Origin of the sequence: Ramlibacter sp. (assembly GCF_036383835.1) — a bacterium.
Classification (GTDB): Bacteria; Pseudomonadota; Gammaproteobacteria; order Burkholderiales; family Burkholderiaceae_C; genus Ramlibacter.
Genome location: NZ_DASVNN010000110.1, coordinates 1 through 17,151 on the forward strand (window position 1 = coordinate 1; position 17,151 = coordinate 17,151).

The 17,151-nt window shown below is 68.4% G+C and carries 16 protein-coding genes; 6 read left to right on the forward strand and 10 right to left on the reverse strand.

Annotation, left to right across the window (positions count from 1 at the left end):
* Positions 1–618: PilN domain-containing protein (locus VF522_RS17490; RefSeq protein WP_330909577.1), on the reverse strand; the 618-nt coding region annotated here is incomplete at its 3' end.
* On the reverse strand, positions 615–1,694 hold the full coding sequence (locus VF522_RS17495) for a pilus assembly protein PilM (protein WP_330909578.1): 1,080 nt from the start codon (positions 1,692–1,694) through the stop codon (positions 615–617). The genes VF522_RS17495 and VF522_RS17490, both read right to left, overlap by 4 nt.
* A 283-nt stretch (positions 1,695–1,977) precedes the next feature.
* Between VF522_RS17495 and VF522_RS17500 the strand changes: the two genes are divergently transcribed.
* A complete protein-coding gene (locus tag VF522_RS17500) occupies positions 1,978–4,446 on the forward strand; it encodes a penicillin-binding protein 1A (RefSeq protein ID WP_330909579.1) in 2,469 nt (822 codons plus the stop codon).
* Here the strand turns inward: VF522_RS17500 and cyaY are convergent.
* Positions 4,443–4,775 carry an iron donor protein CyaY gene (gene cyaY / locus VF522_RS17505; RefSeq protein WP_330909580.1) on the reverse strand — a complete coding sequence of 111 codons (333 nt, stop codon included), beginning with the start codon at positions 4,773–4,775 and terminating at the stop codon, positions 4,443–4,445. The genes VF522_RS17500 and cyaY overlap by 4 nt on opposite strands.
* Before the next feature lie 12 nt (positions 4,776–4,787).
* Between cyaY and lptM the strand changes: the two genes are divergently transcribed.
* Complete coding sequence (gene lptM, locus VF522_RS17510) at positions 4,788–5,042, forward strand: LPS translocon maturation chaperone LptM (protein ID WP_330909581.1); 255 nt, start codon at positions 4,788–4,790, stop codon at positions 5,040–5,042.
* Complete coding sequence (gene lysA / locus VF522_RS17515; RefSeq protein WP_330909582.1) at positions 5,039–6,322, forward strand: diaminopimelate decarboxylase; 1,284 nt, start codon at positions 5,039–5,041, stop codon at positions 6,320–6,322. The genes lptM and lysA overlap by 4 nt, the downstream gene beginning before the upstream one ends.
* A gap of 41 nt (positions 6,323–6,363) precedes the next feature.
* Here lysA and VF522_RS17520 read toward each other — a convergent pair whose 3' ends face one another.
* From VF522_RS17520 to VF522_RS17540, 5 genes are all read right to left on the reverse strand, one after another.
* Positions 6,364–7,020, reverse strand: a complete 657-nt coding sequence (locus VF522_RS17520; protein WP_330909583.1) for a protein-methionine-sulfoxide reductase heme-binding subunit MsrQ — start codon at positions 7,018–7,020, stop codon at positions 6,364–6,366.
* The gene (msrP, locus tag VF522_RS17525) at positions 7,020–8,018 is read right to left on the reverse strand and encodes a protein-methionine-sulfoxide reductase catalytic subunit MsrP (RefSeq protein ID WP_330909584.1); all 999 of its coding nucleotides are present in this window, start codon (positions 8,016–8,018) and stop codon (positions 7,020–7,022) included. The genes VF522_RS17520 and msrP overlap by 1 nt, the downstream gene beginning before the upstream one ends.
* A 78-nt stretch (positions 8,019–8,096) precedes the next feature.
* Positions 8,097–9,416, reverse strand: coding sequence for a c-type cytochrome biogenesis protein CcsB (gene ccsB / locus VF522_RS17530; protein ID WP_330909585.1), 1,320 nt, complete (start codon positions 9,414–9,416; stop codon positions 8,097–8,099).
* Positions 9,413–11,530, reverse strand: a complete 2,118-nt coding sequence (locus tag VF522_RS17535; protein ID WP_414709554.1) for a cytochrome c biogenesis protein ResB — start codon at positions 11,528–11,530, stop codon at positions 9,413–9,415. Before VF522_RS17535 ends, ccsB begins: the two co-directional genes overlap by 4 nt.
* 105 nt (positions 11,531–11,635) lie before the next feature.
* Positions 11,636–12,274, reverse strand: a complete 639-nt coding sequence (locus tag VF522_RS17540) for a c-type cytochrome (protein WP_330909592.1) — start codon at positions 12,272–12,274, stop codon at positions 11,636–11,638.
* A 75-nt stretch (positions 12,275–12,349) separates the two neighbouring features.
* Here VF522_RS17540 and yihA point away from each other — a divergent pair, with 75 nt between their 5' ends.
* Together yihA and VF522_RS17550 are read left to right on the forward strand one after the other, a co-directional pair.
* Entirely contained in the window at positions 12,350–13,030 is a 681-nt protein-coding gene (gene yihA, locus VF522_RS17545) for a ribosome biogenesis GTP-binding protein YihA/YsxC (RefSeq protein ID WP_330909586.1), read from the forward strand.
* On the forward strand, positions 13,027–13,920 hold the full coding sequence (locus tag VF522_RS17550; RefSeq protein WP_330909587.1) for an alpha/beta hydrolase: 894 nt from the start codon (positions 13,027–13,029) through the stop codon (positions 13,918–13,920). The genes yihA and VF522_RS17550 overlap by 4 nt, the downstream gene beginning before the upstream one ends.
* Here VF522_RS17550 and VF522_RS17555 read toward each other — a convergent pair.
* Together VF522_RS17555 and VF522_RS17560 are read right to left on the reverse strand one after the other, a co-directional pair.
* Positions 13,914–14,777 carry a lipid A biosynthesis acyltransferase gene (locus tag VF522_RS17555; protein ID WP_330909588.1) on the reverse strand — a complete coding sequence of 288 codons (864 nt, stop codon included), beginning with the start codon at positions 14,775–14,777 and terminating at the stop codon, positions 13,914–13,916. The genes VF522_RS17550 and VF522_RS17555 overlap by 7 nt on opposite strands.
* Positions 14,777–15,601, reverse strand: a complete 825-nt coding sequence (locus VF522_RS17560) for a lysophospholipid acyltransferase family protein (RefSeq protein ID WP_330909589.1) — start codon at positions 15,599–15,601, stop codon at positions 14,777–14,779. The genes VF522_RS17555 and VF522_RS17560 overlap by 1 nt, the downstream gene beginning before the upstream one ends.
* Positions 15,602–15,733: 132 nt before the next feature.
* Here VF522_RS17560 and metK point away from each other — a divergent pair, with 132 nt between their 5' ends.
* Positions 15,734–16,915: a methionine adenosyltransferase gene (metK, locus tag VF522_RS17565; RefSeq protein WP_330909590.1), complete on the forward strand. Its 1,182-nt coding sequence runs from the start codon at positions 15,734–15,736 to the stop codon at positions 16,913–16,915.
* Positions 16,916–17,151: the final 236 nt, after the last annotated feature.

Sequence of the window (17,151 nt, forward strand, 5' to 3'; positions counted from 1 at the left end):
CGACGCGCCGGCGGCCGCCGCTGCCGCTGAAGCCGCCGAGGCCGCCTTCTGGGCGTCGACGGCGCGCACCAGCTTCACCGTCATCTTGTAGTTGTAGATCCTGCGCACATCCTTGGGCGGCAGCGTGACGGAGCCCGCCACGATCTCGATGAGCTCGGGCTTGGTGATCCAGGGGCTGCCGCTCGCCAGGTTGCGCAGCAGCTCGGAGACCCGCTCGTTGGACTGGGCGACACCGACGAAGGCGACGCTGTCGTTGGTCTGCTTCATGGCCGTGAGGTACACGCCGTCCGGCAGCAGGCGCACCATGTCGTTGAGCAGGTACACCGGCATGTTGCGGTTGGCCTGCAGGTCTTCCACCGCCTGCTGGCGGGCGCGCAGCGCGGCGATCTCCTCCTGCAGGGCGGCGATGTCCTTGATCTGGGCTTCCAGCCGCTTGATCTCGTTCTTCAGGACCAGGTTGCGGTCCTCCTGCGCCGAGATCTGCGCCGCGTACCAGAGGTAGATGCCGCCGGCGATCAACGCGCCCGCGACGGCGGACGCGCCGAGCCCCGCGTAGAACGTCTCGCGGCGACGCTTGCGTGCCGCCTCGCGGTGCGGCAACAGGTTGATCAGGATCACTGCAGGAACCTCCGCATGGCGAGGCCGCACGAGGTGAGGTACGAGGGCGCCTCGCGGCGGACCTTCTTCTCGCGCACGGCGTCGCCGAACTGCATGCCCTGGAACGGGTCGGCCAGGGCACAGGGGAACGAGGTCTGGGCCGTGATGGCCTCGCTCAGCCCGGGCAGCGCCGCGGAGCCGCCGGCCACCATGATGTGGTCGATGCGGTTGTGCGGCGTGCTGGTGAAGAAGAACTGCAGGGCACGGGCGACTTCCTGCGCCATGCTGTCGACGAAGGGACGCAGCACCCCGTGCTCGTAGTCCTCGGGCAGCTCGCCGCTGCGCTTCTTGGCTTCCGCCTCCTCGGCCGAGAAACCGTACTGCCGCACGATCAGCTGGGTGAGCTGGGCGCCGCCGAAGGCCTGGTCGCGGTCGTACAGCACCTCGTCGTTGCGGATCACCTGCATGCTGGTGGTGGACGCGCCGACCTCGAACAGGGCGACCAGCTGGTCCTTGCCTTCCAGCGGCAGGTTGCTGATCAGCCGGCCGGCGGCCAGGCGTGACGCATAGGATTCGACGTCGATGATCACGGGCTTCAGGCCCGCTGCTTCGGCCAGGCCCTGGCGGTCCTGCACCTTTTCCTTGCGGGAGGCGGCGATCAGCACCTCGACGTCGCCGCTGGAGGTGCTGCTGGGGCCGACGACGCAGAAATCCAGGCTCACCTCGTCGAGCGAGAAGGGGATGTACTGGTTGGCCTCGGTCTCGACCTGGATCTCCAGCTCCTGGTCCGACATGCCGCCGGGCAGGACGATCTTCTTGGTGATCACGGCCGATGCCGGCAGCGCCATGGCGACGTTCTTGGTGCGGGTGCCGCTCTTCTTGACGACGCGGCGCATGGCCTCGGCCACTTCGTCGAACTTCTCGACGTTGCCGTCGTTGATCCAGCCGCGTTCCAGCGGCTCGATGGCGCAGCGCTCCAGGATGTAGCCGCCGTTCTTGGCCAGGCCGAGTTCGACCAGCTTCACGCTGGAAGAGCTGATGTCCAGGCCCAGCAGGGGTCCGGACTTGCTGCCGAACAGAGAGCCGAATAAGGTCAAACCCGTCTCCTACGACGCCTCGTGTCAAGGCGTAACGAACTTAAGATTCCACTTCAATGCTAGCCGTAACATCCTTGTCGGACAAAGGAATTTCGGCGCAAAGGGGAAGCGTCCGTTGTCAAAAGCCGACGAGCTGGAGTGCCATACTTGGCTGCGCTTTACCATGTGCCGCGAGGCCCCCGCAAGCGTGCATCCGACGCGCGTGACGGAACCGGATGCCAGCCGGTCGGCTCAGATGAAGGCATTTTTATAATGGGCGCCCCGGGCCGCCCAATGGAGTTTTATGGCTGACGATCCCTCTCGCGACGCTCCCGGCGCCGCGCCGCGCCGCCCGTTCTGGCAACGTTTCCTGCTGAAATCCTTCGGCTGGGCGTTCGGCCTGCTGTTCGCGCTGTTCGCGGTCGGGGCCACGGTCGCCGGCGTCGCCCTGGCCGTCGCCTATCCCAACCTGCCCGACATCGGCGACCTCTCGGACTACCGGCCCAAGCTGCCGCTGCGCGTGTTCAGCGCCGACGGCGTGCTGATCGGGGAATTCGGCGAGGAGCGCCGCAACCTGACGCCGATCGCCGAGATCCCGGCCGTCATGAAGAACGCCGTGCTGGCGATCGAGGACTCGCGCTTCTACCAGCACCACGGGGTGGACTACAAGGGCCTGATGCGCGCCGGCATCGCCAACCTGGGCCGGGCCAAGAGCCAGGGCGCCTCGACGATCACCATGCAGGTGGCGCGCAACGTCTACCTCTCCTCCGAGAAGACCTTCACCCGCAAGCTCTACGAGGTGCTCCTGACCTTCAAGCTGGAACACCTGCTGACGAAGGACCAGATCCTCGAGATCTACATGAACCAGATCTTCCTGGGCAACCGCGCCTACGGTTTCGCGGCGGCCTCGGAGGCGTATTTCGGCAAGCCGATGAAGGACCTGACGATCGCCGAGGCGGCGATGCTCGCGGGCCTGCCCAAGGCACCGTCGGCCTACAACCCCATCTCCAATCCGACGCGCGCGCGGACCCGGCAGCTGTACATCATCGAACGGATGGAGGACAACGGTTTCATCACCGCCGAGGAGGCCGCGGCCGCCAAGAAGCAGGAACTGCGCGTGCGCACCGGCGCCCAGCAGACCCCGGTCCGCGCCGAGTACATCGCCGAGACGGTGCGCCAGCTGGTCTACGCGCAGTACGGCGACGAGACCTACACCCGCGGCCTGAACGTCTACACGACGGTGAAGGCCAACGAACAGGAAGCGGCGTACAAGGCCCTGCGCAAGGGCATCATGGACTACGAGAAGCGCCAGATCTACCGCGGCCCCGAGCGCTTCGTCGACCTGCCGGCCGATCCCAAGGAGCTGGACGACGCGATCGACGACGCGCTGGCCGAACATCCGGACAACGGCGACGTGATGGCCGCCGTGGTGCTGGAAGTCAACCCGAAGAAGATCGTGGCGGTGCGCGGCAACGGCGACCGCTTCGAGATCGTCGGCGCCGGCCTGGAAGCCGCGCGTTCGGGCCTCTCGGACAAGGCCACGCCCAAGATCAAGATCCGCCGCGGCGCCGTGATCCGCGTGATGAAGACGCCCAAGGACACCTGGGAGATCACCCAGCTCCCCGAAGTGGAAGGCGCCTTCATCGCCCTCGACCCGCGCGACGGCGGGATCCGCGCCATGGTCGGCGGCTTCGACTTCAACAAGAACAAGTTCAACCACGTCACGCAGGCCTGGCGCCAGCCCGGCTCGGGCTTCAAGCCCTTCATCTACTCCGCGGCGCTGGAAAAGGGCTTCGGGCCCTCCACCATCGTCAACGACAGCCCGCTGTTCTTCGATTCCGGCGTGACCGGCGGCCAGCCCTGGGAGCCCAAGAACTACGACGGCAAGTTCGAGGGCCCGATGCCGCTGCACACGGCGCTGGCCAAGTCCAAGAACATGGTGTCGATCCGGATCCTGCAGGCCGTGGGACCGCAGAACGCGCAGGACTGGATCAGCCGCTTCGGCTTCGATGCCGAGAAGCACCCGGCCTACCTGACCATGGCGCTGGGCGCCGGCTCGGTGACGCCCATGCAGATGGCCACCGGCTACGCCGTGTTCGCCAACGGCGGCTACCGCGTGAACCCGTGGCTGATCACGCGCATCACCGACTTCAAGGGCAAGCCGCTGGTGGAAAGCCAGCCGCCGCTGCTGAACGAATCGATGCGCGCCATCGATGCCCGCAACGCCTTCATGATGGACCGCCTGCTGCAGGAGGTCGCCCGCTCCGGCACGGCGGCGCGCGCCCAGCGCGACCTGAAGCGCCCCGACCTGTACGGCAAGACCGGCACCACCAACGACTCGATCGACACCTGGTTCAACGGCTTCAACCCGACGGTGGTGGCGGTGGTGTGGATGGGTTACGACACGCCGCGCTCGCTGGGCGACCGCGAAACCGGCGGCGGCCTTAGCCTGCCGATCTGGATCTCCTTCATGGACACCGCCCTCAAGGGCGTGCCGGTGATGGAGCCGTCCGCCCCCGAGGGCGTGATCAACGTCGGCGGCGAATGGTTCTACGAGGAATACGCGCGCGGCAACGGCGTGGCGAGCCTGGGGGTGCCGGGCGCCGACAGCAGCGGCACCGGCAACGGCGTTGGCGAGCCGCGCGCCCCGCGCATCGCCGGCCCGTCCGGCGAGCAGTCGCCGGGCGCTCCGATGGGCGATCGCGCCATGCAGCCGCCGCCTCCCGCGCCCGGCGAGGAGCGCCGCAGCATCCTGGATCTGTTCAGGAACTAACGGGCGCTGAACTCCAGCGCCCGGCCGGCCTGCTGGCTCGCATACTGGGTCAGGTCGGCGAAGAATTCGCTTGCCGTTTTGGTGTCGCGCCAGGCCTGCCCGTCGAACTTGTAGTGGAAGCCGCCCGCCCGGGCAGCCATCCAGATTTCCTGCAGCGGCTTCTGCATGTTGACGATGATCTGGCTGCGGTCGGCGAAGGTCAGGGTCACCATGCCGCCGACGCGCTGGTTGTCGACGTCGGCGTCGGTGCTCTCGTTGATGCCATCGCAACTTGCCTCGACGGCGGCGAGCAGGGCTTCCGCGCGGTCGAGGTATTCCAGATCGGTCATTACAATTTCCAGATGTTCGGTGTCCTCCAAATTCTAGTCAGCACCCCCGCCCGCCGCCGGGGTCTGGCCATCGTCGCTACCGGGGCAGCCGCCCTGCTCGCCGCCTGCGGCCAGAAAGGTCCGCTTTTCCTGCCGACGGGCGAGGCCGCCGCCGGCCGCGCCACGCTGCCGCAGACGCTGTCGCCGTCCACGGCCGTGACGCCCAATCCGGCCGCGTCCGCCCCGGTGCCGCCCACCGGCACGGCCAACCCGGTGCGCAATCCATGAGCGCCGGTTCGCACCCCCTGCCGGGCACACCGTTCGTCCGGTACCAGGGCGACGCGCTGTTCGTGGAAGACGTGAGCCTGGCCGAGCTGGCCAGGACCCACGGCACGCCGCTGTTCGTCTATTCGCGCGCCTCGATGCTGGCGGCGCTGGCCGCCTACCAGCGCGGCTTCGCCGGCCGCAAGGCGAAGATCTTCTATGCGCTGAAGGCCAACTCCTCGCTGGGCATCCTGCAGGTGTTCGCCAGGGCGGGCTGCGGCTTCGACATCGTCTCCGGCGGCGAGCTGGAACGCGTGCTCGCCGCGGGCGGCCGCGCCGAGGACGTCATCTTCTCCGGCGTCGGCAAGACCCGGCGCGAGATGCGCCGCGCGCTCGACGTCGGCATCCACTGCTTCAACGTGGAGAGCGAGGCCGAACTCGAGGTGCTGAGCGAAGTGGCGGCGGAGATGGGCTTGAAGGCGCCCGTGAGCCTGCGCGTCAACCCGGACGTCGATCCCAAGACGCACCCCTACATCTCCACCGGCCTCAAGGGCAACAAGTTCGGCATCGCGCACCGCGACGCCCTGCGGGCGTATCGCCGCGCGGCTTCGCTGCCGGGCCTGCGCGTGGTCGGCATCGACTGCCACATCGGGTCGCAGATCACCGAGACGGGCCCGTATCTCGACGCGATGGAGCGCGTGCTGGACCTCGTCGCCGCGGTGGAATCCGCGGGCATCCCGCTGCTGCACATCGATTTCGGCGGCGGCCTGGGCATCGCCTACGACGGCGAGCAGCCGCCGGCGGCCGATGCGCTCTGGAAGGAACTGCTGGCGCTGCTGGATGCGCGCGGCTACGGCGAGCGCCAGATCATGATCGAGCCGGGCCGCTCGCTGGTGGGCAACGCCGGCGTCTGCGTCACCGAGGTGCTGTACCTCAAGCCCGGCGAGCAGAAGAACTTCGCGATCGTCGACGCGGCGATGAACGACCTGCCGCGCCCGGCCATGTACCAGGCTTTCCACGCGATCGTTCCGCTGCAGCGCACGGCCGAAGCCGGCCACGTGTACGACGTGGTGGGGCCGGTGTGCGAAAGCGGCGACTGGCTGGGCCGCGACCGCACGCTGGACGTGAAGCCGGGCGACCTGCTCGCCGTGCTGTCCGCGGGCGCGTACTGCATGGCGATGTCCAGCAACTACAACACGCGCGGCCGGCCGGCGGAAGTGCTGGTGGACGGCGCGAAGGCGCAGGTGATCCGCGAGCGGGAGGACATCGCGGACCAGCTCAGGAAAGAGAAGCTGCTCCCGTGACGATGGTGGGCACCGGAGGTGCCCACCCTACGCCAATACGTTTACCGTGCCGGCGTTCTCGTAGGGTGGGCACCCCTGGTGCCCACCGCTGCCTGCGTCGAACGCCGGCGGTTCCACACCCGCCACCCCAGCAGCACGGCGAGGATCGCGGCGTACACCGCCACCTCGGCGAAGTTGTTCTTCGCCGCCCGCATCCAGAAGAAATGCAGGATCGCCAGCGGCGCGATTGCATAGACGATGCGGTGCAGCGCCTGCCAGCGCTTCGCGCCCATCGCTTTCACCGCGCGGTTGAAGGACGTCGCCGCCAGCGGCGTCAGCAGCAGGAAGGCGGCGAAGCCCACCAGGATGAAGGGCCGCTTGGCGATGTCCTTGGCGATCTCCGCCATGTCGAAGCCCTGGTCGAACCAGGCATAGCAGGTGAGGTGCAGCACCACGTAGAAGTACGTGAAGAGCCCCAGCATGCGGCGAAAGCGCGCGAGCGCCGGCAGGTTCGCCATCACGCGGACCGGCGTGACGGCGAGCGTCAGGCACAGGAAGCGCAGCGTCCAGTCGCCCGTCGCGCGTTCCAGGTATTCGGCCGGGTTCGCGCCCAGGTTGTCGGTGAACGCGCCGAACAGCAGCCAGGCGAAGGGCAGCAGCGAGAGCGCGAACACCAGCGGCTTGGCCGCGGGATGCAGCAACTTGCGCGCGAGCGCCATCAGTAGTTCTTCTTGAGGTCCATGCCGGCGTACAGCTGGCCGACCTGCGCCTCGTAGCCGTTGAACACCAGCGTCTTGCGCTTCTTGGCGAACAGGCCGTCCTCGCCGATGCGGCGTTCGGTGGCCTGCGACCAGCGCGGATGGTCCACGTTCGGGTTCACGTTGGAATAGAAGCCGTACTCGTTGGCGGCAGCCTTGTTCCAGGCGGTTTTGGGCATCTGCTCGGAGAAGCGGATCTTCACCAGGCTCTTGCCGCTCTTGAAGCCGTACTTCCACGGCACCACGATGCGCACCGGCGCGCCGTTCTGGTTGGGCAGCACCTCGCCATACATGCCGAACGTGAGCAGCGTCAGCGGGTTCATGGCCTCGTCCATCCGCAGGCCTTCGACGTACGGCCAGTCCAGCACGCGCGAGCCCACGAAAGGCATGGTCTTGGGATCGGCCTGCGTGATGAACTCGACGAACTTCGCGTTGCCCAGGGGTTCGACGCGCCTGGCCACGTTGGAGAACGAATAGCCCACCCACGGGATCACCATCGACCAGCCCTCGACGCAGCGCAGGCGGTAGACGCGCTCTTCCTGCGCGCTCCACTTCAGCAGGTCTTCGAGCGCATAGCGCCCGGGCTTCTTCACCAGGCCCTCGATCTCCACGGTCCACGGCGAGGGCTTGAGCGTGTGCGCGTTCTTCGCCGGATCGTCCTTGTCGGTGCCGAACTCGTAGAAGTTGTTGTAGCTCGTGGCGTCCTTGTAGTCGGTCACCTTCTCCATGGTCGTGGCACCGGCGACGCCGGAGCGCACCGCCTGCAGCGCGGCCAGCTTGCCGGGCCGCTGCACCTGCTGCGCCAGCGCCTCGCGCTGCGCCCAGCCCGCCAGCGCCGCGCCGGCGGCGCCCGTCGCCATCCACTTCATCAGCCGCCGGCGGTCCTCGTACACCGCGCGCGGCGTGATCTCGCTCGTCACCGGGTGCTGGAAGCCGTCACGACCCGTCCTGATCAGCATGGAGTTCTCCTTGTGTCGCTGGTGGATACGCACCGAATCCCGGCAAGGATTCGAAAAAGGGACCCGGAGGTCCCTTTCTTACAGTTCGCCGTAGCTGTGCAGGCCCGAGAGGAACATGTTCACCCCGAGGAAGGCGAAGGTGGTGACCGCCAGCCCCACCAGCGCCCACCACGCCGACACCGTGCCGCGCAGGCCTTTCATCAGGCGCATGTGCAGCCAGGCCGCGTAATTGAGCCAGACGATCAGCGCCCAGGTCTCCTTGGGGTCCCAGCTCCAGTAGCCGCCCCAGGCTTCCGCGGCCCACAGCGCGCCCAGCACCGTGGCGATGGTGAAGAAGGCGAAGCCGACGGCGATCGCCTTGTACATCACGTCGTCCAGCACTTCCAGTGCCGGCAGGCGTTCGGCGATGCGGCGGCGGCCGAACAGGATGCCCGCGACGATCAGCGCGGACACGCCCATGTAGACGATCCAGTAGCTGCTGCTTCCCGCGGCGGTCTGGCGGAACACGACCGGCTCGAAGCACAGCACGATCCCCAGCATCCACAGCGGCGCCAGCTTGTACCAGCGCGTCTCCGCCGCCTGCTGCTTCACGAGATAGGCGAAGGCCACCATCGCGGACAGCGCGAAGGTGCCGTAGCCGACGAAGTTGGCCGGCACGTGCAGCTTCATCCACCAGCTCTTGAGGGCCGGCACCAGCGGCTGGATCTCGTGCGCCTCGCGCGCCACCGAATACCAGACCAGGAAGCCGACCGCGGCGCTCACCACCAGCATCACGAAGGCGCCGATGGAGCGGGTGCCGTACTGGTCCTCGAAGTACAGGTAGAACAGCGTCGTCAGCCAGCAGAACAGGACGAAGACTTCGTACAGGTTGCTGACGGGGATGTGGCCGATGTCCGGGCCGAGCAGGTAGCTCTCGTACCAGCGCACCATGGTGCCGATCAGCGCCATGCCGACGGCGACCCAGGCGAGCCGCGACCCGAGCAGTTCGAACGCGGAACCCTGTCCCCGCGCGATCATCCCGCCCCAGTAGAAGACCGTGCTCATGACGAACAGCACGCTCATCCAGAGGATGGCGGACTGGCTGGAGAGGAAGTACTTGAGCCAGAAGACGTTGTCGGCCCGCGCCAGCTCGCCCTGGTAGGAGGCGACGCCCAGCAGCGCGAAGCCGGCCACCGCCAGCATCAGCGTGCGCAGCGGCCGCCAGAACCAGCCGATCCAGGTCGCCGCGGGCACCGCGCCGAGCAGGATGCCCTTCTCGTACACGTCCATGTACGACTGGTACCTGGCGAAGGCGTAGATGCCGCCGGCGGCGACGACCAGCGCGAACAGCCAGTCGAACAGGCTGCGCCTGGAAAAGTAGCCCTCGTGCAGGGTGAGGGTGGTGGTGGCGGTGTTCATCGCTTGTCTCCCAGCAGCGCGTCCCGGAGCCGTTGGAATTCACGGTCCACGTCCAGCAGCTTCCGGTTGCTGGAGAGCGCCATGCGCGCTTGCGAACCTTCCTGGGCGGGGCTGAGCCACACCCAGACCCGGCGTTCCCGAACATACAGCATGGCGAAAACCCCCAGGATCAGCAAGGCGCAACCGAGATAGACGATGTAGTGGCCGGGCGAACGGGTCACCTGGAACACGCTGGCCTGGACCTGCTTGAAGTCCTTGAGCTCGAAGGCCATCGGAACCGGGTAGGAGTGCACGTCGCTGAGCGCCAGCACCGCCTGCGTCATGAAGGCCTGCGTGCGGTCGTCGCGCGGCAGCGGCTTCGCGGCCGCCTTCTCGCGCGAGAGCTGCGCCAGCTCGAACAGCGCGCCGTTGAGGATGCGCACCAGCACCTCGCCGGCCCGCTCGCGCTCGGCCACGGGCACGTTGGTCTCGATGAAATCGGACACCGCCTGCAGGCCGCCGGCGGCCTTGCCGGAGCCGGCCTCCGCGCCCGCGAACAGCGACAGCGCGCGCGCCGCCGACACGGTGAGCTGCTGCGCCAGTTCGGGCCGCGCCGGATCGGTGGCCAGGCGCGCGTAGTTGCGCACCGCCGCCTCGCGCATGGCTGCATCGCCCAGCGCCGCGCGCAGGCGCAGGAAGCCGTCGAGGGAGCCGTTGTCGTCGGCGGGGATGCGCAGGTAGCGGAAGGGATCGGCGGGGGTCTCGCGCATCCCGAGCAGGAACAGCGGCACGCCGTCGCCGAGGTCCACCGGCAGCATGTAGTTGTGGAACTCGCGCGCCTGGCCCGAGGCGTCGCGCAGCTTGTAGGTGATGCTGGGGCCGACGTTGCGCAGCTGCTTCTTGCTGTTCGCCTTGTTGGCGGCGCCGAGGCGGGCGTCGAGCGAGGACCGCAGGTCCACCTTGCGCACGTCGGCGCCGCTGCCGCCGGCGTCGCCCAGGTTCTCCACGTTCATCACGCGCAGGGCGGTGTACTCCAGCCGCATGCGGTCGCCGCCGCGCGTGAGCTCGGTGGACGACCCGATGGTGCCGAGCACCTCGAAGCCCTGGCCGCTGCCGTCCAGGGGCACCGACTGCAGGCGCACCGAGGAGCCGCCGTCGTCGAAACCGGACTGGTAGATCTCGATGCCGCGATAGCGCACCGGGTGGTTCACTTCCACCCGCGCATCGACCTTCTCGCCCGTCTCGCGGTCGTGGATCACGATGTCGCTCGCGAACAGCTTGGGCATCCCCGTCGAATAGTGTTCGATGGAGAACTTCTTCAGCTCGATCGCGAAGGGCAGCTCCTGCAGCAGGATGCCGTCGGACTGGTTCAGGATCGCGGTGGACGACTGCGTGCCCTCGGACACCGGCAGGTTGCCGCGGAAGGTGGGATTGGTGCTGGGCAGCCGGTGCTGCACCGGCACCTCCGAGATCATCCCGCCGCCGCCATAGGGCGTCTTGCCGCCCCACAGCATCTGCGCGCGCACGATCAGGTCGCCATCGAGCAGGCCGCCCAGGCAGATCAGCACGATGGAGCAGTGCGCGGCCAGGTAGCCGACCTTGTTGGCGCCGCCGGCCTTGGCCGCGACCATCCAGCCGGTGGCACGCTGCTGCAACCGGACTTTCCAGCCGGCCTTCGCCAGCGCCGCACCCACCCGATGCGCCTCGGCTTCCGGCGCGCCGGCCAGCGTGCCTTCGGCGCGGTGGTGGAAGGCCAGCAGGCTGTTCTCGCGGATGTTTTCCTTGTAGGCCTTCAGGTCCGCGACGATCTTGGGCGTGTTGCGCGCGATGCACAGCGAAGTGCTGGTCACCAGGAAGGCCAGGATCAGCAGGAACCACCAGGCGCTGTACACCGTGTTCAGGCGGATCGCCATGAACAGATCCGCCCAGAACGGGCCGAACTGGTTGATGTAATTGGGCAGCGGTTCCTGCTGCTTCAGCACCGTGCCGATCACCGAGGCGATGCAGATCACCGTCAGCAGCGAGATGGCGAAGCGCATGGAGGACGCGAGCTCCAGCAGCCCGCGCAGCGTCTGCGGAGGGCTCGCGGGGCGCGGACCGGCGGTGGCGGTGGCGGTGGCGGAAGAATTCGTCATCAATAAAAAAGGCGGGCCCCCCTCAGAGGTGCCCGCCCGTATTGGTGTTGATTGTCGGCGGTTGGTTCAACAGCGCGGTTGATCCGGCGCAAGCCGGCGTGCCATTTACCGCAATCCGGCGATGTAGTCCGCCACGGCGCGGATCTCGCGATCGTTGAGCTTGGAGGCGATCTGCGACATCTGCGGGCTGTTCTTGCGGGCGCCGTCGCGGAAGGCGACCAGCTGGCCGGCGGTGTAGTCGGCATGCTGGCCGGACAGGCGCGGGTACTGGGCGGGGATGCCGGCACCGTTGGGGCTGTGGCAGCCGGCGCAGGCGGGCATCTGGCGGTTCTGGATGCCGCCGCGGTAGATCTTCTCGCCCAGCGCGACCAGTTCCTTGTCCTTGGCGAAACCGGCCTTGGACTTCTGCGAGCCCAGGTAGGCCGCGATGTTCTTCATGTCCTGGTCGGTCAGCTGCGAGGCGAAGCCCTGCATGATGGGGCTCGGGCGCTTGCCGCTCTTGAACTCCGTCAGCTGCTTGACGATGTACTCGGGATGCTGCTGCGACAGCTTCGGGTTCGCCGGCGTGCCGGAATTGCCCGCGGCGCCGTGGCAGGCGGCGCACACCGAGTTGTAGCGCGTGTCGCCGGCGGCGATGTCCGGCTTGGCGGGCGCGGCGGGGGCCGGCGCGGCGTGCTGGGCCGAGGTCGAAAGCGCGAACACGGCCAGCGTGGCAGCCAGCAGCAGGGTAACGGGCGTCTTGATCACGGTTATTGGACTGATGATTGGCGCAAAACCCGAGGATTCTACAATGCCGCCCTCCCCCTACTTCCCGTCCCCATGAGCTCCCCGCCCGGCCCTCGCGCCCAAACAACATCGCCTGCCGCGGCGCAGGCCGTGGCCTGGCTGCACACCGCCCGCTTCCTCACCACCGCGCCGCGGCTGGAACACCTGCCGCCGGGAGACGTGCCCGAGATCGCCTTCGTCGGCCGGTCCAACGCCGGCAAATCGACGTCCATCAACACGCTCACGCAGCAGAAACGGCTGGCCTTCGCCTCGAAGACGCCCGGCCGCACGCAGGCGATCAACCTGTTCTCGCTCGGCAAGCAGGGCGTGACCGACGCGGTGCTCGCCGACCTGCCCGGGTACGGCTACGCCGCCGTGCCCAAGGCCGACAAGATCCGCTGGCAGCAGGTGATGGCCAACTACCTCGTCACGCGCGAGAACCTCATGGGCGTGGTCATGCTGGTGGACCCGCGCCACGGACTTACCGAACTCGACGAGATCCTGCTGGAGGTGATCCGCCCGCGCGTGGAGGAAGGCCTCAAGTTCCTGGTGCTGCTGACCAAGGCCGACAAGCTCAACCGGGCGGAGCAGAACAAGGCGCTGTCCATCGCGCGACTGCAGACGGGCGGCGGCGAGGTGAAACTGTTCTCCGCCCTCAAGCGGCAGGGCGTGGAGGAGGCCTCGCTGCTCCTCTGGCAGTGGACCCACCCGGAACCGGAACCAGGATCGACATGACCCTCCAGACCTGGCAGCAGGCGCTCCCGCACGGCATCACCCTCAGCTGCCGCGCCGCCGGGGAGCGCGGCCGCCCGGTCCTGGTCTTCCTGCACGGCTTTCCCGAAGCGGCGTTCGTCTGGGACGAGCTGCTGGAACATTTCGCGCAGCCCGCCAACGGCGGCTACCGCTGCGTGGCGCCGAACCTGCGCGGCTACGAGGCCTCTTCCCAACCCGCGGAAGTCTCGGCGTACCGCCCGAAGCACCTGGTGCAGGACATCGTGGCGCTGGCGCAGTTGGAAGGCGCGCCGCTCGCCTGCCTGGTGGCGCACGACTGGGGCGGCGCGGTGGCCTGGAACTTCGCCAACCAGCACGCCGCGCTCACGCGCAGGCTGGCGATCATCAATTCGCCGCACCCGGGCGTCTTCCTGCGCGCGCTGCAGGCCAGTCCCGCGCAGCGGCAGGCGAGCCAGTACATGAACTTCCTGGTGCGGCCCGACGCCGAAGCCCTGCTGCGCGAAGACGGCTACCGGCGGCTGTGGAAATTTTTTGCCAGCCTGGGCGGCACGCCCTGGCTCACCGATGCGGTCCGGGAGCAGTACCGCGCGGTGTGGGACCGCAGCCTCACCGGCGGACTGAACTACTACCGCGCCTCGCCGCTGCGGCCGCCGCGCCCGGAGGACCCCGCCGCGGCGAACATCACGCTGCCGCGCGAGATGCTCACCGTGGACATCCCGGCGCTGGTGCTGTGGGCGATGGAGGACGCGGCGCTGCTGCCGGAGCTGGTGGAGGGCCTGGAGGAGTACGTCCCGGACCTCACGCTGGAGAAGGTGCCGGGCGCATCGCACTGGATCGTCCACGAGCAGCCGCAATTCGTCGCGCAGCGGCTCGCGGCGTTCCTCGCTCAGTAGACGCCGGGCTCCCCGGGCGGGCGCGTCTTGAAGCGCTTGTGCACCCAGTAATACTGGGCCGGCATCTCGTCGATGTAGCCCTGCAGGCGCAGGTTCATGAGCGCGGTGTCCGCTTCGACGTCGCCGGTGGGAAACCCCGGCCAGGCGTCCAGCACGCGCACCTCGTAGCCCGCGGGCGTGAGCCGGGTCACCACCGGCACGATCTTCGCGCGGCCGAGCCGCGCGAAGCGCGAGAGCGAGGGGACCGTGGCCGCCGGGATACCGTAGAAGGGCACGAAGATCGACTCCTCCGGCCCGAAGTTCATGTCCGGCAGCAGGTACATGACGTCGCCGGCACGCAGTGCCGACACGATCTCGCGCACCCCCTCGGAGCGGCTCATGGGACGCGCGCCGCCGAAGCGGTGGCGGCCCTTCAGCACCCAGGCGTCCACCACCTCGTTGCTCTGCTTCGTGTAGATGCCGATGAAGCGGCGCCGCAGCTGCTGCGTGAGGCCGGTCACGCCGGCGTCGAGCCCGACGAAGTGCGGCGCGAAGACGATCGCCGGATCGCCGCCGGCGAGCTCGTGCACGGAGCCCGTGAGCGTCACGCGGCGGCGCACCACCTCCGGTTCGGCGTGCCACAGCCAGGCGCGATCGAGGAAGGACTGGGCCACGTTGACGAACACCTCGCGCGTGACGCGGCGGCGCTCCGCGTCGCTCCAGTGCGGGAAGCACAGGCGCAGGTTGGTGTCGACGACCTTGCGGCGCGAAAGCACCACCGCGTGCAGCAGCAGGCCCAGGACGCGGCCCATGGCCCGCACCCAGGACAGGGGCAGCGGCGCGATGGCGCGCATGAAGAAGATTCCGAGGCGGCTCATCACGTTACAAGTTCCTCGCGCGGCTGCTTGTAGCGCGCATAGCCCCAGAGGTACTGGTCGGGTCCGGCGCGCACCAGGCGCTCCATGGCGGCATTCACCTGCGCCGCCGCCGCCTGCGGGTCGCGCGGGAGATCGCCTTCGAGGTCGTGCAGGTGCACCCGGTAGCCCCGGCCGCGGGGCAGGCGCTCGCCCCAGGCCAGCAGCACCGCGGCGCCGGTCTGCTGCGCCAGGCGCGCCGGCAGGGTCATGGTGTAGGCCTCGCGTCCGAAGAACGGCGCCCACACGCCCAGCCCGGCGGGAGGCACCTGGTCCGGCAGCAGCCCCACCGCCTCCCCCGCCCTCAGCGCGCGCAGCATCTGGCGCACGCCGGCCAGGCTGGTCGGCACCGCGCTCATGCGCGGCCGGTCGCGCGAGGTGGCCACCAGCTCGCGCAGCCACTCCTTGCGCGCCGGCCGGTAGAGCACGGTGATGGCGCCGAAACGGGCCGCATAGGCCTGCGCCGTGACCTCGAAGCACCCCAGGTGGGGGGTGAGGAACAGGATGCCGCGGCCCTGAGCCCGCAGGGCCTCGATCAGCTCGGGGCGGTCCCATTGCACGGCGGGCGTGCTTCCGAACCACAGCCGGGGCGTCTCGGCCACCAGGCGGCCGGCCTCCGCGACGGCGCGGCGCACCTGCCCGAAGCCGTAGCCCGCCTGCCGGGCGTTCTCGAGGAACCGCCGGCGGTAGGTGGGGGACAGCAGGAAGGCCAGCCAGCCCACGCCGGCGCCGCAAAAGTGCAGCAGCGGTAAGGGCCAACCCGATATCAGCTTCAGGAGTCGTTTCACCCGGATTAGAATTTGCGTGTCGCCGAGTTATGGAACTACTTGCAGGGCGACGTTAAAAAGTTCTGCTAAAGCGTTCGCCCAGGCTCCGGCTGAAGGCAACGCGCCTTCAGTCAAACAACGGAGTTTATTCAAATGGCGAACGACTTCCTCTTCACCTCCGAGTCCGTCTCGGAGGGCCACCCCGACAAACTGGCCGACCAGGTCTCCGACGCGATCCTCGACGCGATCTTCGCGCAGGACCCGCGCAGCCGCGTCGCGGCCGAAACCCTGGCCAACACCGGCCTGGTGGTGCTCGCGGGCGAGATCACCACCAACGCGCACGTCGACTACATCCAGGTGGCGCGCGACACGATCAAGCGCATCGGCTACGACAACACAGAATACGGCATCGACTACAAGGGCTGCGCCGTCATGGTCTGCTACGACAAGCAGTCCAACGACATCGCCCAGGGCGTGGACCATGCGTCCGACGACCACCTGAACACCGGCGCCGGCGACCAGGGCCTGATGTTCGGCTATGCCTGCGACGAAACGCCGGTGCTGATGCCCGCGCCGATCTACTACGCGCACCGCCTGGTGGAGCGCCAGGCGCAGCTGCGCAAGGACGGCCGCCTGCCCTTCCTGCGCCCCGACGCGAAGTCGCAGGTCACCATGCGCTACGTCGACGGCAAGCCGCACAGCATCGACACGGTGGTGCTGTCCTCGCAGCACAGCCCGGAGATGAGCGACGGCAAGCACATGAAGCCGGCGTTCGTCGAGGCGGTGATCGAGGAGATCATCAAGCCGGTGCTCCCGAAGGAATGGCTGAAGGAGACGAAGTACCTGATCAACCCGACCGGCCGCTTCGTGGTCGGCGGTCCCCAGGGCGACTGCGGCCTCACGGGCCGCAAGATCATCGTCGACACCTACGGCGGCGCCTGCCCGCACGGCGGCGGTGCCTTCTCCGGCAAGGACCCGTCCAAGGTGGACCGCTCGGCCGCCTACGCCGCGCGCTACGTCGCCAAGAACATCGTGGCCGCGGGCCTGGCGCGCCAGTGCCAGATCCAGGTCGCCTATGCGATCGGCGTGGCCAAGCCGATGAACGTGACGGTCTACACCGAAGGCACGGGCGTCATCCCCGACGACCAGATCGCGTCGCTGGTGCACGACCACTTCGACCTGCGTCCGAAGGGCATCATCCAGATGCTGGACCTGCTGCGCCCGATCTACAGCAAGACCGCGGCCTACGGCCACTTCGGCCGCGAGGAGCCCGAGTTCACCTGGGAACGGACCGACAAGGCTGCGGCGCTGCGTGCGGCGGCTGGTCTGAGGTAAGCCGTCATCCCCGCGCAGGCGGGGACCCAGGGCATTTGTCTTGAAGCGGCGCTGTTGCGCCGCTTCCCGCTTTTGGGCATCGGGGCGCGTCGCGTCAGGCGGCGCGCGGTGTGGTCCCGCTGGGGCGGCGTCCCCCTCGCGCTCCGCGCTACGGGGGCAAACCTGAAAGTCGGATCCCGGCGCCGCCACGCGAAGAACTCCTCTGGAGTTTGCCCGCGCGCGGGCAAACTCCAGAC